The organism is Caulobacter sp. NIBR1757, assembly GCF_027912495.1.
Classification (GTDB): domain Bacteria; phylum Pseudomonadota; class Alphaproteobacteria; order Caulobacterales; family Caulobacteraceae; genus Caulobacter.
The window spans coordinates 2,329,358-2,355,695 of sequence record NZ_CP115463.1; the positions used below are offsets into that span (position 1 = coordinate 2,329,358).

The following is a 26,338-nucleotide window of genomic DNA, read 5'->3' on the forward strand; positions in this document are numbered from 1 at the left end:
CCCTGCTCAATTTGGCGTGACAACGTGTCCGGCATTTCACTTGCCAGAGCCGGGCGAAGCGGATGACATCGTCTGAACGGCGATAACATAAGCGTCGACTTCAATTAGTGAGGCAGCATGGCCGACGGCCGACGTTCCGCTTTGACCCTGGCCGCGTTCGCGGGGCCCTGCCTTCCCCTGGCGGCGTTCGGCCTGCCGCTGGTCATCACCATCCCGCACTACTATTCCGAAACCCTCGGGGTGGATGTGGCGGCGGTCGGCTTCGCCTTCCTGCTGGTCCGCGCCATCGACATCGTCTTCGACCCGATCTTCGGCACGGTGCTGGATCGCACCCGCTGGAGCTTCGGCCGCTTCCGCGGCTGGATGGCCATCAGCGGGCCGATCCTGATGCTGGCGATCTGGATGCTGTTCATGGCCAGGCCGGGAATTGGCATCGGCTATCTGTGGACCTGGCTGCTCGTGGCCTATCTCGGCTACTCGATCGCCGTTCTGGCGCACACCTCCTGGGCGGCCAAGCTGTCGAGCCAGTATCACGAGCGATCACGGATCTACGCCTTCTGGCAGACCGGCAACGTAGTCGGGATGATCATGATCCTGGCCCTGCCTGTGCTGCTCAACGCCGTCAGGCCGGGCAGCACCGAGCCGGACATCCTGCACGGCCAGGGCTGGTTCATCGTCCTGCTGCTGCCGGTCATGATCGCGCTGGCCATCTGGCGCGTGCCCGACGATGCGCCGCCGCCGATGAAGACCGGTGAACGCAGCGCCAGCCTGAGCGACTATTTCCGCCTGCTGGCCAGGCCGACGGTGGTGCGCATCCTGATCGCAGACCTGCTGACCGGCCTGGCGCCGGGCATCGCCGGCACGCTGTTCTTTTTCTTCTTCATCCGGGTGAAGCAGTTCACCTTCGTGGAGTCGTCGGGCCTGTTGTTGATCTACTTCCTGGCGGCGGTGTTCGGGGCCTTCATCTGGACCCGGCTGGCCAAGACTTTCGGCAAGGCCAAGTCGCTGATCGCCGCCTGCGTCACCTACGCCATCGTCCAGTTCGTCGTGGTGCTGCTGCCGGCCGGCAACTTCTGGCTGGCCGCGCCCTTCCTGATCGCCGCCGGCATCCCCTACTCGGCCGGCGCCCTGCTCCTGCGCTCGATGCTGGCCGACTACAGTGACGAGGAACGGCTGGCTTCTGGCTATGACCGCACGGGCCTGCTCTACGCCATCCTCACCGGCACGGTGAAGATCGGCTCGGCTCTGGCGGCCACCAGCCTGATTGTGCTGGGCATGCTGGGATTCGACGGCAAGGTGGCCGCCAACAGCACCCAGCTCTCGATGGACGCCCTGCAGGCGCTCTACGCCTTCGCGCCGGGCGTCATTGGCCTGCTGGCGGCGGCGGTGATGATCGGCTACCCCCTGACGGAGGAGAAGCACGCGGAGATTCTTCGTCAGCTCGGCGAACGCGACGCGGCGACCCCTCCCCCTCAGCCCGAAGACCTGGCGGCCGTATCCCCCGATGTCCTCCCCAAACCCGCCGAGTGATCCCAAGCCCATCGACCGCCTGCTGGCGATCATGGCCGCCCTGCGGACCCCGGAGACGGGGTGCGCCTGGGACCTGGAGCAGAGTTTCGCGACCATCGCGCCCTACACGGTTGAGGAGGCCTATGAGGTCGCCGACGCCATCGAGCGGGGTGATCTGAAGGATCTCAAGGAGGAGCTGGGCGACCTGCTGTTCCAGGTCGTCTTCCACAGCCGCATGGCGCAGGAGCAAGGGGCCTTCGGCTTCGACGACGTGGCCGACGCCATCGTCGACAAGATGCTGCGCCGCCATCCGCATGTGTTCGGCGACGCCGGCGAGCGCTCGGCCGGCGAGCAGGTGCAGGCGTGGGAAGTGATGAAGGCCGGCGAACGGGCCGCCAAGACCCGGACCGGAGTGCTGGCCGATGTGCCCACCGGCCTGCCCGGCCTGACCCGGGCGGTGAAGCTGACCAAGCGGGCGGCTCGGGTCGGCTTCGACTGGCCCTCCCCGGCCGAGGTGATCGCCAAGCTGCATGAGGAGCTCGACGAGCTACAGGTCGAGATCGAGGCAGGCGACCAGGAGAAGATGCGCCAGGAGATGGGCGACCTGCTGTTCGTGGTCGCCAACCTGGCCCGCAAGCTGGACATCGAGCCGGAAGACGCCATCCGCGCCACCAACGCCAAGTTCACCCGCCGCTTCGGCTTCATCGAGGCGCGGCTGGCCGAGGATGGCCGCACGCCCGACCAATCGGACCTGACGGAGATGGACGGCCTGTGGAACGACGCCAAGGCGGCTGAGAAGGGCTAGGGCCCGCCCGCTAGATGTTCCTGCTGTGTTCCACGTGAAACAGCTTGGATAATCTATTGTTTTTCCGAAACATACTGCCCGTTCAGTGTGGGTAGTGGCGCCCTGACTCCGACGAGGTTTCGCCGGGTTTGTGTTGCGGTTGTGTGGGGGGTCATGCGGGTGAAAGGACGGTGAGGGCGAACAGGGCGCCTTCGGTGTCGGAGAGGCGCCAGCCGCGGTACTGGAACACCCTGCCCTGCCTGAAATCGGTCGCCACCCGGAGGCGGAGTTTTTCGACGGTCGCGGCTGACCAGCCGTCGGGGGCGAGGCGTCCGGCGAGCGCGGCGGCGGTATGGCCGGGGTGTTGCGCCAGCCAGGCCTGGCCGATGCGGAGCGCGCCCGGTGGGATTGCGCCGCTCCACAAGCGGTTCGGCTCGGCCGCCAGGGCCGGCCCGGCGACGCCAAGGGCGGCCAGCGCCGCCAGCAGGTCACGGCGAGCAATCTTGGTCATCGCTAAGCTCCCATCTGGCGCTTGAGGTGGTCGGACATCCGCAGGGCCAGGGCCAGGATGGTCAGGGTCGGGTTGGCGATACCCGATGTTGGAAAAACCGAGCTGCCGGCGATGTGCAGGTTGCGCAGGCCGTGCACGCGGCCGTCCGGATCGACGACGCCCTGGCGCGGATCGGCGTGCATGCGGGTGGTACCCATGTGGTGGCGCGAGGCGGTGGAGATGGCGACCAGGTCCCTGCGCTCGGCGGGCCAGCAGAAGCGGCCCTTGGCGGCGGCGCCGAGGCTGTCGCCGAAATGGGCGGCGGTGCGCTCCAGGCCGTCGAGATCGGCGGTCGAGTACGTCCAGTCCAGCTTCACCCGGGGCATGCCGAGGGCGTCCTTCTCGCCGGCCAGGGTGATGCGGCTTTCGGGGTTGGGGAAGTGCTCTGCCATCAGGAAGCAGCCGGCCAGCAGCGGGGCCGCGCCATCGAGCTTCGCGGCCATCTGGCCGACGGCGATTGTCTCCTCCCCTCGCCCGCCGGCCTTCGGTCCCGGCGGCGCGGTCGGATAAAGGGTGACGGTGAAGTTGCCGGCCTTCAGCCGTTGCTGGCCGGGCAGGTCGGAGGCGATGACCGAATGAGCCCCCCGCCGGTCGGGGTTGAGGTAGCGGCCCATCGGCTTGCCGGCGGTCAGATAGAGGGCCGAGCCCTCGACCAGATCGGTTTCGTCGACCGAGTAAGTGACATGGCCCTGAAAGAAACGGCCGACCAGGCCGTGCCGGTTGCCGACGCCCGCCAGATCGACATCGTTGGAGGCCAGCAGCAGACGGGCATTCTCGATGCCGCCGGCCGCCAGGATGTAGCGGCCGGCGGTGGCGGTATGGCGCGGGCCGTCGAGGCAGGCGACGTCCAGTTGGACGACGCGATCCCCGGACTTCGACAGGCCGATGCGGGTGACGTTGGCGTGCAGGTAGACGGTGATGTTGGGCGCCTGCGCGAACTCAGTGCGGAACCGTTCGAAGGCGGCCGGATCGACGCCGCCGGAGTATTTGCTGAACACCACCGGCGCGGCCATGAAGTCGGCCCCGATGTCGAGGATCGGGCGCTCCGGGTCCTTCGCTTCGGCGCCGTCGAAATGAGGGATTTCAAGCAGGTCGCAGGCGCGGTCGTAGAAGGGCTGCAGGTCGCGGCGCGACATCGGCCAGCCGCTGTGCGGGATCCAGTCCCGCCGGGCGAAGTCGGCGGCGTCCAGCGGCCGGCATTTGCCGCCCCAGACCATGCCCGAGCCGCCCAGCACCCTGGCCCGCGAGTTGCGCGGATAGTCGTCAAGCGGCCGGTCGGCGTTGTCCGGCGCGCGGACGGTGGCGCCGGCGGCGTCGTAGAGGTCCTGGGCCGTGTCGCTGAGGTCGCGGCCGCCACCCTCAAGGATGGCCACCCTGACCGCCGTGCCGGCGAACTGGCGGGCGATGGTGATGCCGGCCATGCCGCCGCCGATGATGATCAGGTCGGCCTCGATGCGGCTGTCGGCAGGCAAGGTTCGGGCGTCGATGAAAGCCATGTCTTTCCTCGTGAGAGAGATCGGGAGTGGGGAGCGGAGAAACCGCCGGGCTGGGCGCTAGGTCGTCGCGCCCTTCGACAGCAGGTAGGCGACGACCTCGGGTCGCTTGAGCCGGCGGGCCTCGCTGAGCGGCGAGCGGATCTGCTCCGACTGCGGCGGGTTGCTGCCGGCCTTGACCGCCAGGTTCACGTCGGCGCCCTGGTCGACGAGGTAGCTGACGACATCGACAGCTCCGCCGCGGGCGGCGTTGATCAGCGGGGTCTCGTCGTTGATGACGAAGGCATTGACCTCCGCCCCCGCCCCGACCAGCCGGACGACGATGTCGCGCCGGCCGTGGGCGGCCGCGACGATCAGCGGGTTGCCGTCGCCGCGCAGGGCCAGGTTGGGGTCGGCGCCGGCGGCGAGAAGCTGGTCGACGAGGTCGAGCCGGCCCTGGCGGGCGGCCTCGATCAGCGGCGTGCCGTCGCCCGGCAGCTTCTGGTCGACGTTGGCGCCCTGGGCGATCAGGGCCTGGACAGCGGCGCCGTCGCCGGCCCTGACGGCCTTGAACAGGGCGCGGCTGGCGGCCTTCTGGCCGGCGCTCACGCTGGGCGCCTCGGCAGGGCGCGGCGGCTGGGCGGCCCAGGCGGCGACGGCGAGGCTCATGGAGGCGGTGGCGACAGCGGCGACGCCGGTCCAGCGGCGCACGGGGCCATGCGGAACGCTCTTCAGCATGCCGATACGCTCCTTCAAATGATTGATGCGGGCCGGCGGCCAGCGGCAGCCGAGCGGCAGGGCCTGGGGGGCCAGCTGGGTCTTGAGCATGACCTCGCCGTAGCGGCGGCGCTCGGTCGGGAAGCGGGCGAGCACGGCGGCGTCACAAGCGATCTCCTGGTCGATGCGCAGGCGCGAGACAGCCAGATGGACCAGCGGATTGCACCACAGGAGGCCCTGCAGCAGGGCGGCCAGGGCGTTGACCTGGGCGTCGCCGGACGCGAGGTGGTTGCGCTCATGGGCCAGGATGACGCGGCGCTCGTCGGCGTCGAACTGCTGGCTGAAGTCGGCCGGCACGACGATGCGCGGGAACAGGGCGCCGACCACGGCCGGCCCGACGCCGGGCCGTTCGGCCAGCCACAGGCCGTCTTCCCTGACCGGGCGAAGGCGACCGAGCGTGGCGACGAACCGGGCCTGGCGCGCGGCCAGCAGCAGCAGGGTGAACACCGCCCCGGCCAGCCAGCCGGCGACCAGCATCCAGCGCAGGTCGGTCGGCACGGCGCCGATCACGGTGCGATCGACGGGGAGGTTCAGCGACCGGGGCGGATAGTCCTGCGGCGGGCGTGCGACGCGTGGCGCGGCGTCCGGCGCCGCCTGTGGCCGGGCGGTCTCGATCGGGGCCGGCAGCATGACCGCGGCGGCGGCCAGCGGCACGGCGGTCCACAGGGCATAGGCCAGGCGGGCTCCGAACTGAGCGCGCACGAACCGGCGGGCGACCAGCACCAGCAGGATGGCGGCGCTGACCGCCAGGTTCAGCTTGATCAGGATGGCGAGGAGTTCAGCGCCCATGGTCGAGGTCCTCCACCAGCCGCTTCAGTTCGGCGATATCCTCGTCGCTCAGCGCCTGGCGCTGCGACAGGTGGCTGACCAGCGGGGCCAGACGGCCGTCGAACAGCCGGTCGAGCAGGCCCTGGCTCTCGGTCTGGACATAGTCCTGGCGGCTGACGAGCGGGCGATACAGGAAACGACGGCCATCCTTCTCGGCGGCTACGGCGCCCTTCTTGAGCAGGCGGTTGAGCAACGACTTCACCGTCGCCTCGGTCCAGCCCTGGGGCTCGGCGATTTCGCCGATGATGTCCTCGGCCGCGCAGGGGCTGCGCCGCCAGAGGGCTTCCATGACCTGACTTTCCGCGCCGCTGATACGCACGTCTCGATCCTCGTTGTGACGGCGCATCGATTACATGCGTGAACGATGCCGTCAATGAGTGATTACGGACGTGATCGTTTTGTAATGGAGGGACTCAGTCCTCGCCGTACTTCAACCGGGCGGTTTCCTTGGTGTTGGCCAGCCTGAAAGCCAACGTCACCTTGCGGCCCACCGGGGACACGCCCTTGGAGTCGACGCTGGCCGCCTGATAGCGCTTGGCCATGGCGATCAGGTAGGCGCCGAACCGGCCCTCGGGCGTTTCGCGGATGATCACGCAGTCCGCCGGACGCCGGTTCTTGCCGAGCACACAGTGGATTTCGCCGTCGCCCCCCGTCTCCACCGCATGATCTGCCGCCAGCCTGGACAGGATCATCAGATCCGGCCGGTCGGTCCACTTGAGACGACCGGACTCCGGATCAAGCGGCATCGGCTTGGGCAGCCTGCTGTTGAACTCCCGGGGCGGGTCGCCGGCCAGCGCCAGGGTCGGCAAGGTCACCGCCAGCAGGACGGCCAGCCCTGTCAATTTCCGTTGCATCGATGGGCTCCTCCCCTGGGACCTCCATCCTGCCCGTGGCCGGGCTCGGCTTCAAGCGTGGCGTAGCGCCTGTCACCCGCGACAGCACCCCCTCCAGCATAGGCGTCATGAGATCCAGCCGCCGCGCCTTGATGACCAGGTCCCAGAGGGGCTCGAACTTCTTCCAGCCGGCCGCGTAGAAGAAATGCTTGGCGCGGTGTTTCAGCGAGGGGTGGCTGGCCGCGCCCCTGAAGAGGTTGTCCCAGTCGTAAAAACGACGGTAGGCCCAGTCGTAGCCGGCCTTGAGGGTCTCGGCGCTCATGCCGGCGGGGCGGTAGACGACCTGACGGGTGTCGTAGCGGTCCCAGTCGCTGGTGGTCAGCCGGCCCTCGGCGGCCATCTGCTTGTAGAGGGCGGTGCCGGGATAGGGGGTCATGATGTGGAAGGTGGCGGTGGTGACGCCGTTCTCCACAGCCCAGTCGACCGTGCGGGCGAAGACATCGGGACCGTCGTCGTCCATGCCGAAGACGAAGCTGCCGTTGATCATGACGCCCAGGTCGCTGAGGCGGCGGGCGACGGCGGCGTAGTCGCGCGCCAGGTTCTGCTTCTTGTTGCTGGCCAGCAGGTTGGTCGGGCTGAAGGTCTCGAAGCCGACGAACAGGCTGCGCAGGCCGGCCTCGGCCGCCTTCTCGATCAGGTCGCCGCGCAGCACCGAATCGACGGTGGCCGCGCCCTGGAACAGCCGGCCCATGCCCTTCATGCCCTCGAACAGGCCCTCGGCGAAGCGGCGGTCGCCCAGCAGATGGTCGTCGAGGAAATAGAGGTGGCGGCCGGGCAGTCGGTCGATCTCGGCCAGGGCGGCATCGACGGCCTGGGTGTAGAAGCCGCGCCCGCCCTCGAAGAAGGCGTCCTTGTAGCAGAAGTGGCAGTGCTGCGGGCAGCCGCGGGTGACGACGATGGAATTAGGCACCAGGTAGCGGTCCCTGGCGATCAGGTCGCGGCGGATCGGCGGCAGGCGTTCGAGCGTGCGGCCGGCGGTGGAGGCATAGCGCGCCTTGGGCTCGCCGGTCCGGAAGTCGGCGAGGAACTGTGGAAAGGTCTGTTCGCCAGGGCCCAGGAAGATGGCGTCGGCGTGCGGGGCCGCCTCTTCCGGCAGGGCGGTGACGTGCAGGCCGCCCAGGGCCACGAAGCAGCCCCTGGCGCGGTAGTGGTCGGCCAGGGCGTAGGCCCGGTAGGCGTTGGTGATGTAGACCTGGATCACCACCAGGTCGGGCGTATCGTCGGTGGTCAGGATCTGGACGTGGTCATCGACGATCTGGGCCTCGTCGTCGGGCGACAGATAGGCGGCCAGGGTCGCCAGGCCGAGCGGCGGGAACAGCGAATACTTGATCGGCCGCCAGAACGGGCTCCTGGCCTCGGTCAGGGCCGGCAGGATGAATTTTACGCGCAAGGCTCGCGGCATGTCGGGCTCCGGATCGGAGTTTGCAGACTATGCCTGTAAATCGGAGGGGTGTGGCGATCCCTTTCTCGATCCTGTGCAGATCGGATGAGGATCGCCCTCCCGCGACAGTCACCAAGCCCCTAGGGGTGCGACGAGGTGCCTTCGAGGGCGTAGGTCACGCGGACCTTGCGACCTTCGGACGATTTGCCGTCCGCGTCCTTGCTGGCGGCCTTGAAGATGCCGGCCAGGTCGGTGACGAAGCGGCCAAAGCCGTTGCCTTCGGCCTCGATGACGACGCAGTCCTTGGGGCGGCCGGCGCCGTTGATGACGCATTCGACGACGGCGCGGCCGTGGCGGGCCCCGTCGTCGTTGGCGAGGGCGCTGACCTTGTCGGCGTCCGGGCGAATCACCCAGCTCAGCTTGGCGCCGCCATCGATGACCTTGGGAAGCTTGACGGTGGGCGGCGGGCCAGCCGCCAGGGCGCCGGTGGCGGCCAGACAGGCGACGGAAGCAACGGTAAGCAGAAGAGTACGCATTGGAATTCCTTAAAAGGGTGGCGGACCCTGCCCTGACCGTTCGGCCGCCGCAAGCTTTCCGTCCTTTGGGCGATCAGCGTTGCGCCAACCATTCGGCGGCGGTGATGCCATACTCGACCTCTCCCTCGCCGCTTCCCGGGATCGGCTCCTGGCCTGGTTCCTCGTAGCTGCGCAGGTGGCGCATGCCGAGCTTTTCCATGATCCGCCGCGAGCCGACGTTCACCGCCATGGTATCGGCGTGGATGGCGGCCAGGCCCAGTTCGCGAAAGCCATAGTCGACCAGGGCGGCCGCGCCCTCGAAGCCATAGCCCTGGCCCCAGGCGCGTCGGTGCAGCCGATAGCCGAGATGGCCGACGCCGCCGTCGTTCGGTCCGAGCGCGAACCAGCCGAGGAACTGGCCGGTCTGCCGTTCCAGCGCCGCCCAGACGTCTTTCTCTGTCCCGCGCGGCTGGCGGAACAGTCTGGCGTCCTCCGGCCCGGGATGGCGCGGGGTCGGGGCGCCGCCGTTGAGGTAGCGCATGACCTCAGGGTCCTGCTCGAGGCTGTAGAGGTCGTCGGCGTCGGCCGGCGTCACGGGGCGCAGCAGCAGGCGGGCGGTGGTGATCATCGCTTCGGCCGGGGCCCCTGCCCCGCATACCAGGCGACATGGGGCATGATCCGCTCCCGCCAGGCGACAGTCTCCGGGGCGATCAGTTCGAAGTGGCCGCCAGGGGTAACCAGCGACTGGCGGCCCCGGCCGAGCGTGGCGGCGTAGCGGGCGCCAAAGGCCGGCGGCACGATCGGATCCCGGGCCCCGGAGACGATCAGGATGTTCCTGTCGGCCGGATGCAGCCGGCCGAGGGAGGTATCGGCGTACAGGTCGCCAGGGCGCCCGGCGCCGACCAGGTCGTCGATGGTCCGAGGACCGCCACAAGCGTCCGGACCCCTGGCGCGATAGTCTTCCAGGTCGTTGATGCCGGCCAGGCTGATGACCCCGGCAGGGCGCAGCGGTATGCCGAAACGCAGCGGGCTGGCCGCCGGTAGGTTTCGCCGCGCCGCCGCCCAGCCGGCCAGGTGACCGCCGGCCGAATGACCCAGGAACACCACATGCTCGAGGTCGAGGTTGCGCTCGCGCGAGAAGGCCCGCAGGTGATCGACGCCGCGCGCCACGTCCTGGAAGCTGCCTGGATAGCCGCCGCCGGCATGACCGATGCGCCGGTATTCCAGGTTCCAGACGGCGTAGCCGCGATCGCGCAGGTCGGCGGCCAGATAGTCCATCAGCTCCAGGCCAGGAAGGTCGGCCCGCCAACAGCCGCCGTGGATCAGCACGACGACCGGCAGCGCCTTGCCGGCTGGGGTCTTCGGCAGCCATAGCTCGCCGAACTGCAGCGGGTCGGCGCCATAGGCGATGCGTTCGTCTGCCTTCTGCCGGGGTCGGCCGAGCAGATCTCGGAAGCTGAGCAACGGCGTGGCCGCTTCGACGGCGGCGTTGGCCGACCGTTCAACGGTCCCGGCGCAGCCCAGCAGGCCAAGGCTGACCGCCAGGGCGAAGCCGGCCGCGCGCCTCACGCCATGCCCACCCGGGCGGCCGGGAACAGCCGTTCGAACCGGCCCAGCGCCTGGCCGTCCAGCCGGGCGCGGATCACCAGGGAGCCGTCCTCGCCGTCGTGGCGGTCGGTGACCCGGCCATGGCGATAGAGCCAGGCCAGGGCCTCGCCGGCATTGGCGTCGAGCTGGACGTCAATTTCCGGCGTCTCGTCGACCAGCAGGGCCAGATGGTTGAGCAGGGCCTCGCAGCCGTCGCCGGTGACGGCGGAGACGGTCATGGCCCCCATCCGCCGGGCGGCGCCCTCGACCTCCGGACGCTGGTCTTCCGGAACGAGGTCGAGCTTGTTCCAGATCTCGATGAGTACCCGGTCCTCGTCGTCCTTGCCGAGCCCGATCTCGCTCAGCACCTCTTCCACGTCCGCCGCCTGGGCGTTGGAGTCGGGGCTGGAAATGTCTCGAACGTGCAGGATGACGTTGGCCTGCTGCACCTCCTCGAGGGTGGCGCGGAAGGCCTCGACCAGTTCGTGCGGCAGGTCGGAGATGAAGCCGACGGTGTCCGACAGGATGGCCGGGCGGCCGCCGGGCAGCTTCACCGTGCGCAGGGTCGGATCGAGGGTGGCGAACAGCATGTCCTGGGCCAGGACGTCGGCCTCGGTCAGGCGGTTGAACAGCGTCGACTTGCCGGCGTTGGTGTAGCCGACCAGGGCGATGGTCGGGTACGGCGCCTTCTGGCGGGCCGTGCGGTGCAGGGTGCGGGTGCGGCGCACCTCCTTCAGCTCGGCCTTCATTTTCACGATACGGTCGGCGATGCCGCGGCGGTCGAGCTCGATCTGGGTTTCACCGGGGCCGCCGGTGCGGCCAAAGCCCCCGGCCTGGCGTTCAAGGTGGGTCCAGGTGCGGACCAGGCGTGACTTCTCGTAGGCCAGCCGGGCCAGTTCGACCTGCAGCTTGCCTTCGCGGGTACGGGCCCGGCGGCCGAAGATCTCGAGGATCATGCCGGTGCGGTCGATGACCTTGACGCCCCAGGCCTTCTCCAGATTGCGCTGCTGGACCGGGGTCAGCTGGTCGTCGATGACGGCGACGTCGATCTCCTCGACCTCGCACAGCAGGCGGATTTCCTCGACCTTGCCGCTGCCGAACAGGGTGGCGGGGGTGCGGCCGCGGAGCGGGCTGATGAGCGTCTCGGTGATCTCCAGGTCGAGCGCCTGGGCGAGGCCGACGGCCTCTTCCAGACGGGTCTTGGGATCACGCGGCTGGGCGGTCCCTGACCTCACCGGATGGATGATCAGGGCCCGTTGGACTGGGACGGCGTGGTCTATGGATTTGCTGGTCAATCGTCCTGCTCGGGACCCGGCTCGTAGAGCTGAACGGGCTGGGCCGGCATGATGGTGGAAATGGCGTGCTTGTAGACCAGTTGGCTCTGCCCGTCCCGCCGCAGCAGGACGCAGAAATTATCGAACCAGCTGACCACACCCTGCAGCTTCACGCCGTTGACCAGGAAGATGGTCAGAGGCGTCTTGGATTTGCGCACGCTGTTGAGGAAGGTGTCCTGCAGATTCTGCTTCTTGTCGGTCATCGGGGATTATCCCTCTTTCTTGTTTTTAGACGGCACAGCGCCGTCCACACACAGGTTCAGTTCTAGGCCGCCGCGTCTTAACGCGGCAACGGCCGCCCGGGGTGCAAACGTTCAGATGCCTGCATTCTGGGCGTGCTCGATATAGAGGCCCCGAAGGCGAAGCGCCATCTCTCCCGGGTGACCATTCGCGACAGGCTTGCCGTCGATGGTGATCACGGGCGTCACCAGGGCCCCGGCGCCGGTGATGAAGGCCTCTTGCGCCTCCATGGCCTCGGCCGGGGTGAAGGCCCGCTCCTCGACCTTCAGGCCCGCTTTGGCGATGACGTCGAGCAGGCTGTGGCGGGTGATGCCGCGCAGGATGTTGGCGCCGGTGTCACGGGTGACCAGCACGCCGTCCTTGCGCAAAATCCAGGCGTTGGACGAGGCGCCCTCGGTGACGAAGCCTTCGGCATCGACGAACCAGGCCTCGGCGCCCCCCTGCTCACGGGCCGCCTGTTTGGCGAGCACATTGGGGAGCAGGCCGACCGTCTTGATGTCGCAACGGCCCCAGCGGTTTTCCGGCAGGGTGATAACGCCGATGCCGGCCTCGGCCTTGGTGTTGCTGGCGGCGCGGTCCAGCGACTTGGCGGTGATCACCAGGCTGGGGGTCGTCGGCACAGTCGGGAAGGCATGGTCGCGGCGGGCGACGCCGCGGGTCACCTGCAGGTACAGCAGGCCCTCGCGGATGCGGTTGCGGCGCAGGGTTTCCTTGAGCACCACCTCCAGGGCCTTGCGGCTCATCGGATGGGGGATGCGCAGTTCGTCCAGGCTGCGCCAGAGACGGGCGAAATGGCCCTCGGCGTCGGAAAGCTTGCCGCCGAACACCGCCCACACCTCATAGACCCCGTCGGCCAGCTGGTAGCCGCGATCCTCGATGTGGACGGAGGCCTGTCCGTGCGGGACGAACTGGCCGTTGACGTAAGCTTGCCTGGACATCAGGCCTCCTCTTCCTCGACGACCCGGGCGCTGGTCAAGCCGAGGGATTTCAGTTTTCGGTGCAGGGCCGAGCGTTCCATGCCGATGAAGGCGGCGGTGCGGCTGATGTTGCCGCCGAAGCGCAGGATCTGCGCATTGAGGTACTCGCGCTCGAACAGTTCGCGCGCCTCGCGGAGCGGCAGGGCGATGATGCGTTCGGGACCAATGGCGCCGGCCTGGGCGGTCGAGCTGACCTCGCTGGGCAGCATCTCGGCGGTGATCTCGTCGGCCGGATCGCCGCTGGCCAGGATCAGCATGCGCTCGACGTTGTTGCGCAGCTGGCGGACGTTTCCCGGCCAGTCGTGCACCTGCAGGGTGGCCAGCGCGTCGGCCGCCAGCTTGCGGCGCGGCAGGCCGGTGGTGTCGGAGATGCGGTCGATGAAGTAGTCGATCAGCTCGGGCACGTCGTCCCGGCGTTCGGACAGGCCCGGCACGCGGATCGGCACGACGTTGAGGCGGTGGAACAGGTCTTCCCGGAACCGTCCGGCCGAGATTTCCTCGCGCAGGTCCCGGCTGGAGGAGCTGATCACCCGCACATCGACCTGCACGTCCTGGTCGCCGCCGACGCGGCGGAAGCGCTGCTCGACGAGGACGCGCAGGATGCGGCTCTGGGTCTCGCGCGGCATCTCGGCCACCTCGTCGAGATAGAGGGTGCCGCCATGGGCGTGTTCGAACACCCCGATCTTGCGCGGGCGGCCACCCTCCCCCTCCTCGCCGAACAGTTCCAGGTCCATGCGCTCGGGGGCCATGCCGGCGGCGCTGATGGCCACGAACTCGCCCTTGCCGCGCGGACTGGCGCCGTGGATCAGGCGGGCGACCAGCTCCTTGCCGGAGCCGGGAGGGCCGGCGATCAGCACGCGACTGTTGGCCGGGGCGACCTTGGCGATCATCTGGCGCAGCTGCTGGGCGGCGCTGGAGCGGCCGATCAGGCCGTCGGGCGTCAGGCTCTGGGCGCGCAAGCGGCGGTTCTCGCGCTTGAGGTTGGCCGATTCCAGGGCCCGTTCGACGACCATCAGCAGGCGGTCGGACTTGAACGGCTTTTCGAGGAACTCGTAGGCGCCGCGCTTGATGGCGCTGACCGCCGTCTCGATGTTGCCGTGGCCGCTGATCATGATGACCGGCAGATCGGCGTCGAGACCCTTGACCATGTCGAGCAGCTCCAGCCCGTCCATGCCGCCGCCCTGCATCCAGATGTCCAGCACCAGCAGCGCCGGCTTGCGGGCGCGGATGGCGGCCAAGGCCTGTTCGGAGTCGGCGGCCGTTCGAACGCCATGGCCTTCGTCCGTCAGGATGCCGGCCACCAGTTCGCGGATATCGGCCTCGTCGTCGACCACCAGAATGTCAGACGCCATCGGTCACCTTTTTCGTTGTCTTCGGCTTCGCGGGAGTCGCGCCCCCGACGGGCGGAAACTTGAGGACGACGCGGGCCCCGCTCAGGGTCTGGGCGTCGGAAAGCAGCAGTTCGCCGCCGTGTTCTTCGGCGATGCGTTTGACGATCGCGAGACCGAGCCCAGTGCCCTTCTCGCGGGTCGTCACATAGGGTTCGGTGAGGCGGTCACGGTCGCGGGTCGGCAGGCCGATGCCATTGTCCTCGATGATGAAGCACATGGCCTGCTCATCGGCGTGAAGGCTGGCCAGAATGCGGCCCTTGTCGCCGCCGGCCCCATCCTCGCTCTTTCGGCCGGCGATGGCTTCGGCCGCGTTCTTCAGCACATTGGTCAGGGCCTGGCCGACCATGCGGTCGTCGCAGGTGAAGACCAGGCCTTCCGGCGGCTCGGCCATCTCGACGGCGAGGTCGGGGCTGGCCACGCGCTGGGCGAAGACGGCGGCGCGCAGCATCTCGGCCGGGTCGTGGCTGCCGAACTTCGGCGTCGGCATGCGGGCGAAGGAACTGAACTCATCGACCATGCGGCCGATGTCGCCGACCTGGCGGATGATGGTGTCGGTGCAGCGGTCGAAGGTTTCCAGGTCGCCCTTGATCTCGTGGCGGTACTTGCGGCGCAGGCGCTCGGCCGAAAGCTGGATGGGCGTCAGCGGGTTCTTGATCTCATGGGCGATGCGGCGGGCGACGTCGCGCCAGGCGGCGTTGCGCTGGGCGGTGATCAGCCGGGTGATGTCGTCGAAGGTCAGCACCACCCCGTCGTCGCCGGCCACCCCGGCCCGCACCCGCAGGCGCATGGTTTCGCCGTGGCGGATGATGTCGACCTCGGTCTCGGCCTCGATGCGGGTCTCCAGGGCGGCGGCCCAGACCTCGCCCAGTTCCGGCGCGATCTGTGACAGCTTGCGGCCATGGATGGCGTCGCTATCGACCTCCAGCAGCCGGGCGGCCTGGCGGTTGACGGCCGAGATGGCCCCGCTGGCATCGACGCCGATAACCCCGGCGCTGACCCCGAGCAGCACGGTCTCGATGAACATCCGCCGGGACTCGGCATCGAGGCTGGCGGCCGTCAGGGCCGCCTGCTGAGCTTGAAGATCACCGGCCATGCTATTGAATGCCTTGGACAAGACGGCGATATCATCAGGTTGATCATCAACTTCGACCCGGGCGTCGAGATAGCCGCCCGCCACCTGGCCGGCGGCCTGGACGACCCGGGCGATCGGCACGGCGATGGAGTTGGCGACGGTCATCGCCAGCCAGATGGCCGCGATCAGCACCAGCAGCGCCGTTTCCAGGAAGCTGAGGGCGAAGGCGGCCTGGACCATGCCGCGCCGCTGGGCGGCGTCACGATAGGCGACAAGCGCCGATTCCGTCTCGCGCAGGTGAGCCAGGATGCCGCGGTTCACCGGACGGACGACGTAGAGGTAGGCGTCGTCATAGGCCTGCAGACGGACGAGCGCCCTGTAGAGGTCGGCGGAATCGAACGAGCGCAGGGCCATGTCGCCCTCGTCGGCGGCCCGGAAACTGGCCTCCGGCGGGGCCAGGAAGGGCGGCGGGTCCTCGATCTCGGCCCGGGCGAGCACCCGCCCCTGGCGGTCGAGGATGTAGGTGCCCGGGAAGTTCCGGTAGGAGGCCTGCAGGGCCAGGAAGTGACCGTATCCCATGGGGCTGATCCGCAACCCCGGCTCAGCCCGGTTGACGTCGCCGATCATGATGTTGACGTTCTTGGCGATGTCGGCCTCTTGCACATCGACGTAGGCGCGGGCGACCAGCCGGCTGTTGTTGACCACTGTGCGGACGCGCTGGCTGAACCAGTTCTCGACGCCCTGGGTGACCAGCACGCCGGAGAACAGCGCCACCACCAGGGCCGGCGCCAGGGCGGCGATGGCGAACAGCAGCAGGAATCGACGGTGAATGCGGGCCCCGGCGTCGCCACGGCCCTCGTCGATGACCTGGGTCACCCGCCGGCCGATCAGCACGGCGATGCCGAGGATCAGCACCAGGTTGACGCCGAGCACGATCAACACCGTCTGGCTGGCCGGGCCGACCAGTTCGCCGCTGGGCGGGGCGCTGGCCAGGAAGGCGCCGATGCCGGTCAGGACCGTGGCCAGGGCGAAGGCGCCACCGAGGAACAGCCGCGAGCCGACAACGCGCCGCCCGACGGCGAGCCACCTGGGCCCGCGGTCCGGCTCGACGATGGCGGACGCGTGTTCACTCATGGCCTCACCGTACGGCGAGATGTGCCAAAAATTCAACACCTATGTGGCGCGAATGCGTCATCTGCATCTGCCCCGAAAAGGGGGAGGCGCGTTATCGCTTCCCACGGGTCAATTCGACCCCAAGATCGACGATCTTCTTCCTCAACGTATTGCGGTTGAGGCCGAGGATATCAGCGGCCCGAACCTGATTGCCACGGGTCGCGGCCAGAGTCAGGCGGATCAGCGGCCGCTCGACCTCTTCCAGGATGCGGTCGTAGAGGCCGGGGGCCGGCACGCCGTCGGGCTGGTCGGCGAAATGGCTGGCCAGGTGGCGTTCGATCAGGGTGGACAGGGTGACCGGGCCGTCCTCGCCGACGGCGACAGGGACCTGTTCCTGAAGCTCGCGCTCGACGATCCGGGCGCTGATCAACTCCTCGGCATAGAGGGCGCAGATGCGGCGGATCAGGTTCTCCAGCTCGCGGACATTGCCGGGCCAGGCGTGGGTCTTGAGGCGCTCCAGGGCCGCCTGGTCGATGGTCTTGGACGGCAGGCCTTCACGGGCCGCGCGCAGCAGGAAGCTGCGGGCCAGGTCCGGGATGTCCTCGGTCCGGTCGCGCAGCGGCGGCAGGCGCAGAGGCGCGACGTTGAGGCGGAAGAACAGGTCCTCGCGGAACAGGCCCTGGCGGATCAGCCCCCGCAGGTCGCGATTGGTGGCGGCGATCAGCCGGACGTTCGGCCGGCGGCCCGTCTTGGGGTTGAGGGCCGGCTCGGCGCCGTCGATGACCCGCAGCAGGCGGCTCTGGGCGTCGAGCGGCATGTCGCCGATCTCGTCCAGGAACAGGGTGCCGCCGTCGGCCTCGACCAGCTTGCCCAGATCCCCCTCGCCGCGGCCGAACAGCTCGGTCTCGACCCGCTCGCGGGGCACAGCGGCGAGGTTGATGACAACGAACTTCCCGTCCCGGCGGCGGCCGAGGTCGTGCAGGGCGCGAGCGACCAGTTCCTTTCCGGACCCGCTCTCGCCGGTGATCAATACCGTCAGGTCGGCGCCGACCAGGCGTGCGATGGTGCGATAGACGTCCTGCATCGGGGCCGAGCGGCCGATCAGCGGCAGGCGCTCGTCCTTCATGGCCCGGGCCTGGGCCTTGCTGGCTTCGCTGTCGGCGGGGCGCGACAGGGCGCGGCGGGCGGCGGCGGTGACCTCGTCGAGGTCGAACGGCTTGGAGACGTATTCGAACGCCCCGCCCTCACTGGCGTTGACGGCCGTGAGCAGGGTGTTCTGGGCGCTCATGACGATGACCGGCAGCTTGGGCCGGTCCTTCCGGATGCGCGGCAGGACGTTGAAGATGTTCTCGTCGGGCATCACCACGTCGGTGACGACCAGATCGCCCTCCCCGTCCTGGATCCATTTCATCAGGGTGGTGACATTGCCGGTCGCCCGCACCTGATAGCCGAGGCGCGTAAAGGCCTGGCTGAGCACCAGACGCACGGAGCTGTCGTCGTCGGCGATCAGGATCTTCTTGTTGGCGGGGTTCATGCGGTCTCCGACGCGACGGGAAGCAAAACGCGGAACACGGTGCGACCGGGCTCCGACTCGAAATCGATCAGGCCGCCATGGCCGTTGACCAGCTTGGCGACGAGCGGCAGGCCGAGGCCCGCGCCGCTGGCCTTTGAAGTGACGAAGGGCTGGAACAGGTGGTCGCGCACGCTGGCCGCTATGCCCGTGCCGTTGTCCTGCACGCGGATCTCGATCGGGGCGGCCTTCTGGATGCGGCCATCGGCCCCGCGCACCTTTACGCCCGGACGCCAGGCGGTGGAGATCACCAGTTCGCCGCGTCCGTCCCGGCGGCCATGGGCGGCCTCGGCGGCGTTCTTCACCAGGTTGAGGAAGATCTGGATCAGGTGGTCCTCGTCGCCGCTGACCGGCGGCAGCGAGGGGTCGAAGTTCTCCTTGATGGTCAGGCCGTCGGCGACGCCGTTGGCGACCAGGGCGCGGACACGGTCCAGCACCTCGTGGATGTTGACGGCGGTCGGCGTCGGCGGCGCGTCGTCGCTGAACGCCTCCATGCGATCGACGAGGCGGCGGATGCGCTCGGTCTCGTCGACGATCAGCTGGGCCAGGGGCGCATCCTCGATGGCGGCGCCGGTCTTCAGAAGCTGGGCGGCGCCGCGGATGCCGGCCAGCGGGTTCTTGATCTCATGGGCCAGCATCTGGCCGAGACCGACGACAGAGCGCAGGCCGGACGGATCGGCGGCCCGTTCGAAGCTCATCGCCCCGCCGCGGATATGCAGGGTCAGCAGCACCGAGCCGTCGCCCAGCGGCGTGGCGGCCCCGTCGGCGAGGAAGGGCGGCTGGCCGAACAGGCCGATCTGCACGCCATGCTCGCGAACCCGGGCGTCCTCCTGCAGCGCCCGGTCCAGCAGCCGGGTCAGGGGCGAGTCCTCGGGCAGGACGGCGCGGAAGTGGCCCCGGGCCAACAGGGCCAGCCCCTGGCCAAACAGCCCTTCGGCCGCCTCGTTGACCGCCGCCAGACCGCCGTCGGCGTCGATGACCATGGCCGGATCCGGACTCATCTCGAAGGCGGCGGCGCGCAGGGTCTCGATCTGGCGAGGGTTGAGGATCGGCTTGCCGGAGGTGGTCATGCGGCCAGCCTCCGCTCGCTCAGCCACAGGCGGGTCAGGGCGGCCTCGACCTGGGCCGGGGTCTCCAGCCGGCAGAGCTCGGCGCGGGCGGCGCGGCGGGCCTCAGGGCTGGCCGGAACCGGCGCGGCCTCGATGTAGGAGGCCAGATGCTTGCGGAACATCTTCAGGCCGAGACGCTCGCCGTAGAAGCCAAGCGCGTCACGGAAGTGAGCGAGGGCGATGGCCAGGCGGGTTTCCATGTCCGGATCGGCCAGCATCCGGCCCTCGAGGCCGGCGTCGATCTGGGCGGCGATCCACGGACGGCCATAGGCGCCGCGGCCGATCATGACGCCGTCGGCGCCGCTGGCCTGCAGGGCGGCGCGGGCCGAGGCCAGGTCAACGATGTCGCCGTTGACGATCAGCGGCACGGAGATCTCGCGCTTCACATCGGCGATGGCCGACCAGTCTGCCGCGCCCTTGTAGAACTGGCTGCGGGTGCGGCCGTGGACGGTGATGGCGCGCGCACCGACGGCCTGGGCGCGGGCGGCGAATTCAGGGGCGTTGCGGCTGGCGTCGTCCCAGCCCAGGCGCATCTTGACGGTGACCGGCAGGTCGACGGCGTCTACGGCGGCGGCGACCAGGCTCTCGGCAAGATCGAGGTCGCGCATCAGGGCCGAGCCGGATTGAACGCCGGTGACTTCCTTGGCCGGGCAGCCGAAGTTGAGGTCTATGATCTCGGCTCCGGCGGCGGCGGCCATCCTGGCCCCGGCCGCCATCATCGCCGGATCGCGCCCGACCAGCTGCACGACCATCAGAGGCAGGCCTTCACCGACGGCGGCGCGCCGCACGACGTCAGGCCGGCCCCTGGCGAACTCGGCGCAGGCGACCATCTCGGTGGCGACATAGGCCGCGCCCAAACGGGCGGCCGCGCGGCGGAACGGCAGGTCGGAAACACCCGTCATGGGCGCCAGCCAGACCCGGCTCTCTACCACTCTATCCCCGACTGTGAGCTTGTTGCTCATTTCTTGTTCAACCCCATCGCCGCCTTTTTAGGCACATTGTGCGGTGCAGTAAAGCGCGGCGTTCAGCCGCTGGGTCGCATCCAGGCCGCGTCGGCCCTGACGGCGGACGGAAGCCGCCCGATCACCCTGCGGAAGGTGCGGATCATGTGGCTCTGGTCGCAGAAGCCGGCGTCATGGGCGATCTGGGCCGGGGCCCCGTCGGTCTCGCGCAGCAGGCGAGCCGCCCGTTCGACGCGGAATCGCGCGGCGGCGTGCGATGGCGCCTCGCCAGTAGCGCGGCGGTAGGCCGAGCCCAGCCATACCGGGTGGAGCTCCATCTCGCGGGCAAGGTCTCGCACGCTCAGCCCCGGGTCGGCGCGCAGCCGTTGTTCGGCCTCGGAGGTCCAATCGGCCCGGGACAGCGTCGGCTCGTGCCCGGCGGCGGCGATAAAGTCTCCGAGCGCGTCCCGTAGCTCCATCGCGCTGGACCCATGGCAGGCCCTGGCGAGACCACGCACCCTGTGGCCGGCCCATCCGCCCAGCCACCGCGTGACCGGTTTCGCCGGCGATAGCTGGCGGCCCAGCCAGTCGGGATCGAACTCGATCTCCAGCTGTTCGAAACCCTGGGGCCCGATGTGGTTCTGGTGGGCGGCGCCGGCCCGATACAGCATGGCCGAGGGGCCGGCGATGCCGACCTCGCCCAGCTCCGTTTCATTGCGGTAGCCGCCGAGCACAAAGAGCGAGAGGACCGGCCAGTCGTGGGCATGCTCCGCGACCAGGCCATGGCTGTGGTCGACGACGCGGCGGACGCGAACGCCGCTGGAGCTGTGCAGGATCTGACCCATCCGCCGGCAGGATAACAGCGCGGCGCCCCGGCGACGAGTTAAGCTCCTTTCATCCGTCCAATCACGGCGGGCGCACGTCCGGTACGGCATGGATGGAACAGCATCGCAGGTGAAACGATGATCCGAGCCTTGATCCCCCTGGCGGCGAGCGCCCTGCTTCTGGCGCTGGCCGCGCCGGCCTCCGCGATGGAGCCGGCGACCTGTCCGGTGGGAAGCTACGCCATGGCCGATGGCGATGTCGTCGTGGTCGGACCATCAACGGGCGGGGTCCGCTGGCGGCGGCTCAATGGCGAGACCGGCAAGCTGACCACCACGCCGAAGGGCTGGCGCCATACGGTGGGATGGACCGACCGCTTGGACCCGCGCGAGGTCGCCTTCGGCCCCTGCGCCTCCGGAACCCTGACGCTCGGCAAGGAAGCCGGGCGCCGCATCCCGCTCCAGACCCAGGACACGGCCTTCGTCTCCCACGAGACCCGGCTGGTCGGGCGACTGATCCTGCCGCCGGGCCATGGTCCGGTCCCGATCGTCGTGCTGCTGCACGGCTCCGAGCGCGACTCGGCCCTGGAGTTCGACGCGCTTCAGCGCCTGCTGCCGGCCATGGGCGTCGGCACCTTCGTCTACGACAAACGCGGGACCGGCGACTCGCAGGGCGTCTACACCCAGGACTTCTGGTTGCTCGCCGACGACGCGGTCGCCGCCCTGGCGGAAGCGCGGCGGCTGGCTGGCGCGCGGGCCGGACGGATCGGCTACCAGGGCCCGAGCCAGGGTGGCTGGGTGGCTCCGATCGCCGCCGGCAAGTCGGATGTGGACTTCGTCATCGTCAGCTTCGGCCTGGCCGTGTCGGTCATCGACGAGGATCAGGAAGCCATCGCCTTCGAGATGGGTCTCAAGGGCTACGGTCCCGAGGTGATCGCCAAGGGGCTGGAAGTCGGCCGGGCGGCCGAGGCCCTGTTCGAGAGCGGCTTCACCGAAGGATTCGAGGCCTTCGACGCCGTTCGCGCCAAATATCGGAACGAGCCCTGGTACAAGGACGTGCGGGGCAACTTCACCCACTTCATCCTGCCGATGAGCGCCGAGGACATCCGCAAGGCCGCGCCGGCCTTCCGGTTCGGCACCCCCTGGCGCTACGATCCTCTGCCGACCCTGGAACGGCTCGACACCCCGCAACTGTGGGTCCTGGGCGGCCAGGATCTCGATGCGCCGAGCGGCGAGACGGCCCGGCGGCTGGAGGCGCTGATCGCCAAGGGCCGTCCGATCACGCTGGCCGTCTATCCGGCCGCCGAGCATGGGATGACCGAGTTCGAGATCGGCCCAGACGGGATGCGCGTCTCGACGCGTTACTCGGACGGCTATTACCGGCTGATGCGTGACTTTGCGCGCGGCGAGCGCCTGGGCCCGGCCTATGGCGACGCGCGCATCCGGAAGCCGCGATAGGCAAGGAAACAAACCGGTTTCCGCCGGGGGGCGCCTCGCTCTATGACACGCCCATGAGTTTCGCCGCCATCATCGTCGCCGCCGGCAGCGGCACAAGGGCCGGACCCGGCGCGGCCAAGCAGTGGCGCAGCCTCGCCGGCAAGCCCGTGCTGCGCTGGTCGGTCGAGAGCCTGCTCGCGGCCGGAGCCGAGCGGCTGGTGGTGGTGGTGGCCGAGGACGCCCGGGACACCGCCAGCGAAATCCTGGCCGGGCTGACCGGCTGGACGCTCGCCGTCGGCGGCGCCACGCGGGCGCTGTCGGTCCAGGCCGGCCTGGCCGCTCTCAGGCTCGATCCCGACACGCCCGTGCTTGTCCATGACGCCGCCCGCCCCCTGGTCACCGGCGATCATGTCCGCGAGCTTCTGGCCGCCCTGCAGTACGCCGACGCCGCCCTCCCCGGCCTGCCCGTCGCCGACACCCTGCGCCGGGCCCTGGACGGGCGCACGGAAACCGTCTCCCGCGATGACCTCTACCGCGCCCAGACCCCGCAGGCGGCCCGCGCCGGGCGGTTGGCCCAGGCCTATCGCAACTGGGCAGGTCCGGGTGAGCCCACCGACGACGCCGCCGTGGTCGAGGCCGACGGCGGCCGCGTGGTCTTCACCGCCGGCGATCCGGCCCTGATGAAACTGACCTATCCGGAGGACTTCCAGATGGCCGAACTGCTGGCCGGCGCAACGCGGATGACCCGTATCGGCCAGGGCTTCGACGCCCACCGCTGGGGGCCGGGCGAGGCGGTTTGGTTGTGCGGGGTGCGCATCGATCACGACCAGACGCTGATCGGCCACTCGGACGCCGACGCGGGCCTGCACGCCCTGACCGACGCCATCCTCGGGGCCATCGGCGAGGGCGACATCGGCGACCACTTCCCGCCGACCGACTCACAGTGGAAGGGCGCGGCCTCTGACCTGTTCCTCAAGCATGCGGCCGGCATGGTCACCGCCCGCGGCGGACGGATTCTCAACGTCGACGTCACGCTGATCTGCGAGCGGCCGAAGATCAAGCCGCACCGGGCGGCCATGCGGGCCCGGCTGGCCGAGCTGTTGGACCTCCCCCTCGACCGGGTCAGCGTCAAGGCGACGACGACCGAGGGGATGGGCTTTACCGGCCGACAGGAGGGGCTGGCGGCGCAGGCTGTGGCGCTGGTTGAGACGCCCGCCTAGCCTCGGCTTCGGTCTGCCAGGCCCAACGACGCTTCTGCAGGCTGCCGACCATGGCCCCGATCAGGTTGGTGTAGTCGTCGGTCCAGGGCCGCACCCTCGCCGGCGGCGGCGCCAGCCACTGCGGCTGAGCGGCGTAGGCGGCCAGGACGGCAGGGTCGCGGGCGACGATCATCACGTCTTCCGAGGATTCCCAGTAATTGGGCACGCCCTCGGCGGCGTTGTGGCCCTGGAACAGGGCTGACCCGCCGGCCGCATGGACCACCGAGGCGGCCGGGAAGATCAACTCCAGGTGCCGGTTGGACAGGTGCAGGATGACGATCCCGTCCGGCTTCACCCGCGCCAGGTAGCCTCTCATGGCCTCGACGGTCAGCAGGTGGGCGGGGATGGCGTCGGACGAGAAGGCGTCGATCAGCAGGATGTCGTACCTGTCGGCCGGCTGCTTCTCGAGCGTCAGGCGGGCGTCGCCGACCACATAGTCGATCAGGCCCTTGGCGCATTTGGTCGTGTAGCTGAAGACGTTCGGGTCGCTGGAGGTCTTGATGACCTGGGGGTCGATCTCGAAGAAGGTCATGCGATCCGTGGGCCGGACATAGGCCGACACCGCCCCGGTCCCCAGGCCGACGGCGCCGAAGGTGGCCGAGGCCCTGGTCGCCTGCACCTGGCGGAACACCTGACCGATCGGGGTTTCAGGCGCGTAGTAGACCAGCGGCCGGCACTGATAGGCGGGATCGATCGCCTGGGCCCCGTGCAGGGTGGTGCCGTGCGAGAAGACCCGCACATTGCCCGGCAGGGCCGGCGAGAGGTCCTTGCCCATCTTCCCGTAGCCGCTGATGTCGGCATAGGAGAAGTGGACGACGCCGAAGAAGCTGCGCCGGCTCTGATAGTAGTCGGTGTGGGGATCGATGCTGTAGGCCGAATAGGCCAGCAGGCAGATGGCGGCGAAGAACAGCAGGGCCCGCTCGCGCACCATCACCGCGCAGACGGCGACGGCGACCACCCCGACCGCGCCAGCGACCCGCACGATGAGGACGGCGTCAACAGGCTTGGCGGTGAACTGGCCGGCCAGGGCCAGGAAGGCGAGGTCTAAGCCGATCACCGCCAGGATGAGGAGCCGCCATTCCAGCCGGGTCGGCTCGACGGCCAGCTCCGGCTTCAGCTTGAAGGCGACGATGGCGACGCCGACAGCCAGGCCGCTGACCGCCACGAGGATCATGACCAGATCGATCAGCTCGAGACCCTGGATGGGTCGCATCGCGGGCCCGGTGACCAGGGCGGCGATCAGGGCCACGGTCCAGCCGAGGCCAGCGATGGCGAGGACGCCCCATTCCAGCTTGCGCGGCGGCGCATCGGAGCTGCGACGAGCGAAGGCGGCGACCGCCAGGGCGAGGATGGCGGCGACGCCGAGGCCGGCGATGATGCGCAGGACGCCCAATGAGGAGAAGGCGTGCTTGGGATCGGCGAAATAGTACCAGAACTTGTCCGTCACCGAGACCAGGGCGATGACGAAGCCGGCGACGGCGACGACGCAGATGATCAGTTCGCGCCGGGTCGGCATGAGCTGGCCGAAGGGCCGCACCAGGGCGCAGAGGCAGAGGACGAGGATGTACTCGGTCACCGTCTCGAAGATCAGCGGGGCGACGAAGGCGTTGAAGGCCCCGCCGACCACGCCACCGATCGACATGCACAGGTAGAAGTCGGTCAGCCGGCTGGGATCGGGCCGCCGCGCCACCAGGGCCTGATGACAGACCAGGGCGCTGAGGAAAAAGGTCGCCAGGTGGATGCCCAGGGTGAACAGCACATTGGGCGACCCGAACGGCATGGTGGCGACGGTGACGATCAGCGCCGTCGACATCAGGATCACCGCCAGCCTGGGCTGGATCATCGGCCGGGTCTGGAAGGCGATGATGAAGGTCAGGAGGTAGAGCGACAGCGGCAGCACCCAGAGGAAGGGCGCGCTGGCCACGTCGGTGGTCAGGTGGGCGGTGACGCCCAGCATCAGGCTGGACGGCAGGGCGGCGAGGGCGATCCAGATCAGCCTCTGGCGCCAGCCGACCGGCGCGGCCTGGGCCGGGGTCTGCTCGGCGAGGGTCGGCAGGGGGGCGGTGTCGTGGCGGCGGATGTTGAGCGCCAGCACGATCATGATCCCGACGAAGCCGACGTAGAGCCCGCTCCAGCCCCAGCGCTGGTCATGCAGCAGCAGGGCCGGCTCCATGACCACCGGATAGGCCAGCAGGGCCAGCAGACTGCCGAGATTGCTGGCGGCGTAGAGGGCCCAGGGCTCGGGGCCCCCTTCCCGGCCGTGAACCTTGGCATGCCAGGCCTGGACCAGCGGGGCGGTGGCCGACAGGGCCGCGAACGGCGCCCCGATCGAGATGGCCAGCACCCCCAGCAGCCAGAGGGCCGGCGGCGTCGCGCCCGGCTCGCCGAGCAGGGTGGTGATGCGCAGCGGCAGCAGGGTGGCGGCCAGGATCATGACGCCGAGATGGATCAGCACCTGGGTCCGGGCCCGGGGGATCTTCTGCAGGAAATGGGCGTAGCCGTAGCCAACCAGCAGCGCCCCCTGGAAGAAGGCCATGGAGGTGTTCCACACCTGCGGCGAGCCGCCCAGCTGCGGCAGCACCAGCTTGGCGACCATCGGCTGGACCATGAACACCATCGAGGCGCCGCAGAAGACCGCCAGGATGTAGATCCAGGGCAGCTTTTCCCGGGCCACCGGATCGGTCGGTTCGGCGGGAACGGGTACGGCGTCGGTCATGGATTTTCCGAATCGTCTTGAACAGCCAGCCGGGCGATGTTGGGCTGTCCCCGCCATTTGAC

23 protein-coding genes are annotated in these 26,338 nt (G+C 69.2%); 4 read left to right on the top strand and 19 right to left on the bottom strand.

Annotated features, from left to right (window positions below):
* Window positions 1-117: 117 nt before the first annotated feature.
* Together O5I81_RS11490 and mazG are read left to right on the top strand one after the other, a co-directional pair.
* Window positions 118-1,530: an MFS transporter gene (locus O5I81_RS11490; RefSeq protein ID WP_271065005.1), complete on the top strand. Its 1,413-nt coding sequence runs from the start codon at window positions 118-120 to the stop codon at window positions 1,528-1,530.
* A complete protein-coding gene (mazG, locus tag O5I81_RS11495; RefSeq protein WP_271065007.1) occupies window positions 1,505-2,314 on the top strand; it encodes a nucleoside triphosphate pyrophosphohydrolase in 810 nt (269 codons plus the stop codon). The genes O5I81_RS11490 and mazG overlap by 26 nt, the downstream gene beginning before the upstream one ends.
* 151 nt (window positions 2,315-2,465) lie before the next feature.
* On the opposite strand, the gene O5I81_RS11500 is transcribed toward mazG, so the two are convergent.
* The 18 genes from O5I81_RS11500 to O5I81_RS11585 form a co-directional block, all read right to left on the bottom strand.
* Window positions 2,466-2,804 (bottom strand): hypothetical protein, encoded by a 339-nt coding sequence (locus O5I81_RS11500; RefSeq protein WP_271065009.1) that lies wholly within the window; start codon window positions 2,802-2,804, stop codon window positions 2,466-2,468.
* A 2-nt stretch (window positions 2,805-2,806) separates the two neighbouring features.
* Entirely contained in the window at window positions 2,807-4,339 is a 1,533-nt protein-coding gene (locus O5I81_RS11505) for a GMC family oxidoreductase (protein ID WP_271065010.1), read from the bottom strand.
* 57 nt (window positions 4,340-4,396) lie between these two features.
* Complete coding sequence (locus O5I81_RS11510; protein ID WP_271065011.1) at window positions 4,397-5,881, bottom strand: M56 family metallopeptidase; 1,485 nt, start codon at window positions 5,879-5,881, stop codon at window positions 4,397-4,399.
* Window positions 5,871-6,239 carry a BlaI/MecI/CopY family transcriptional regulator gene (locus O5I81_RS11515; protein WP_271065013.1) on the bottom strand — a complete coding sequence of 123 codons (369 nt, stop codon included), beginning with the start codon at window positions 6,237-6,239 and terminating at the stop codon, window positions 5,871-5,873. The genes O5I81_RS11510 and O5I81_RS11515 overlap by 11 nt, the downstream gene beginning before the upstream one ends.
* 94 nt (window positions 6,240-6,333) lie before the next feature.
* Window positions 6,334-6,774 (bottom strand): hypothetical protein, encoded by a 441-nt coding sequence (locus tag O5I81_RS11520; protein ID WP_271065014.1) that lies wholly within the window; start codon window positions 6,772-6,774, stop codon window positions 6,334-6,336.
* Window positions 6,656-8,215: a radical SAM protein gene (locus O5I81_RS11525; protein ID WP_271065015.1), complete on the bottom strand. Its 1,560-nt coding sequence runs from the start codon at window positions 8,213-8,215 to the stop codon at window positions 6,656-6,658. The genes O5I81_RS11520 and O5I81_RS11525 overlap by 119 nt, the downstream gene beginning before the upstream one ends.
* A 119-nt stretch (window positions 8,216-8,334) precedes the next feature.
* A complete protein-coding gene (locus O5I81_RS11530; protein WP_271065017.1) occupies window positions 8,335-8,730 on the bottom strand; it encodes a hypothetical protein in 396 nt (131 codons plus the stop codon).
* 73 nt (window positions 8,731-8,803) lie between these two features.
* Complete coding sequence (locus tag O5I81_RS11535; RefSeq protein ID WP_271065019.1) at window positions 8,804-9,337, bottom strand: GNAT family N-acetyltransferase; 534 nt, start codon at window positions 9,335-9,337, stop codon at window positions 8,804-8,806.
* Window positions 9,334-10,278 carry an alpha/beta hydrolase gene (locus O5I81_RS11540; RefSeq protein ID WP_271065021.1) on the bottom strand — a complete coding sequence of 315 codons (945 nt, stop codon included), beginning with the start codon at window positions 10,276-10,278 and terminating at the stop codon, window positions 9,334-9,336. Before O5I81_RS11540 ends, O5I81_RS11535 begins: the two co-directional genes overlap by 4 nt.
* Window positions 10,275-11,591 carry a GTPase HflX gene (hflX, locus tag O5I81_RS11545; protein WP_271065022.1) on the bottom strand — a complete coding sequence of 439 codons (1,317 nt, stop codon included), beginning with the start codon at window positions 11,589-11,591 and terminating at the stop codon, window positions 10,275-10,277. The genes O5I81_RS11540 and hflX overlap by 4 nt, the downstream gene beginning before the upstream one ends.
* On the bottom strand, window positions 11,588-11,833 hold the full coding sequence (hfq, locus tag O5I81_RS11550; RefSeq protein WP_166576241.1) for an RNA chaperone Hfq: 246 nt from the start codon (window positions 11,831-11,833) through the stop codon (window positions 11,588-11,590). Before hfq ends, hflX begins: the two co-directional genes overlap by 4 nt.
* Window positions 11,834-11,944: 111 nt before the next feature.
* A complete protein-coding gene (locus tag O5I81_RS11555) occupies window positions 11,945-12,808 on the bottom strand; it encodes a D-amino-acid transaminase (RefSeq protein WP_271065023.1) in 864 nt (287 codons plus the stop codon).
* On the bottom strand, window positions 12,808-14,199 hold the full coding sequence (locus O5I81_RS11560; RefSeq protein ID WP_271065025.1) for a sigma-54 dependent transcriptional regulator: 1,392 nt from the start codon (window positions 14,197-14,199) through the stop codon (window positions 12,808-12,810). The genes O5I81_RS11555 and O5I81_RS11560 overlap by 1 nt, the downstream gene beginning before the upstream one ends.
* Window positions 14,189-16,444 carry a PAS domain-containing sensor histidine kinase gene (locus O5I81_RS11565; RefSeq protein ID WP_271065027.1) on the bottom strand — a complete coding sequence of 752 codons (2,256 nt, stop codon included), beginning with the start codon at window positions 16,442-16,444 and terminating at the stop codon, window positions 14,189-14,191. Before O5I81_RS11565 ends, O5I81_RS11560 begins: the two co-directional genes overlap by 11 nt.
* A 91-nt stretch (window positions 16,445-16,535) precedes the next feature.
* The gene (locus O5I81_RS11570) at window positions 16,536-17,957 is read right to left on the bottom strand and encodes a sigma 54-interacting transcriptional regulator (protein WP_271065028.1); all 1,422 of its coding nucleotides are present in this window, start codon (window positions 17,955-17,957) and stop codon (window positions 16,536-16,538) included.
* Window positions 17,954-19,063: an ATP-binding protein gene (locus tag O5I81_RS11575; RefSeq protein ID WP_271065029.1), complete on the bottom strand. Its 1,110-nt coding sequence runs from the start codon at window positions 19,061-19,063 to the stop codon at window positions 17,954-17,956. The genes O5I81_RS11570 and O5I81_RS11575 overlap by 4 nt, the downstream gene beginning before the upstream one ends.
* Window positions 19,060-20,064 (bottom strand): tRNA dihydrouridine synthase DusB, encoded by a 1,005-nt coding sequence (dusB, locus tag O5I81_RS11580; RefSeq protein WP_271065030.1) that lies wholly within the window; start codon window positions 20,062-20,064, stop codon window positions 19,060-19,062. Before dusB ends, O5I81_RS11575 begins: the two co-directional genes overlap by 4 nt.
* 62 nt (window positions 20,065-20,126) lie before the next feature.
* Complete coding sequence (locus tag O5I81_RS11585) at window positions 20,127-20,888, bottom strand: AraC family transcriptional regulator (RefSeq protein WP_271065031.1); 762 nt, start codon at window positions 20,886-20,888, stop codon at window positions 20,127-20,129.
* 117 nt (window positions 20,889-21,005) lie between these two features.
* Here O5I81_RS11585 and O5I81_RS11590 point away from each other — a divergent pair, with 117 nt between their 5' ends.
* Complete coding sequence (locus O5I81_RS11590) at window positions 21,006-22,322, top strand: alpha/beta hydrolase (RefSeq protein WP_271065033.1); 1,317 nt, start codon at window positions 21,006-21,008, stop codon at window positions 22,320-22,322.
* 53 nt (window positions 22,323-22,375) lie between these two features.
* A complete protein-coding gene (locus O5I81_RS11595; RefSeq protein ID WP_271065034.1) occupies window positions 22,376-23,521 on the top strand; it encodes a bifunctional 2-C-methyl-D-erythritol 4-phosphate cytidylyltransferase/2-C-methyl-D-erythritol 2,4-cyclodiphosphate synthase in 1,146 nt (381 codons plus the stop codon).
* On the opposite strand, the gene O5I81_RS11600 is transcribed toward O5I81_RS11595, so the two are convergent.
* Window positions 23,460-26,276, bottom strand: a complete 2,817-nt coding sequence (locus O5I81_RS11600) for a fused MFS/spermidine synthase (protein WP_271065035.1) — start codon at window positions 26,274-26,276, stop codon at window positions 23,460-23,462. The genes O5I81_RS11595 and O5I81_RS11600 overlap by 62 nt on opposite strands.
* Window positions 26,277-26,338: the final 62 nt, after the last annotated feature.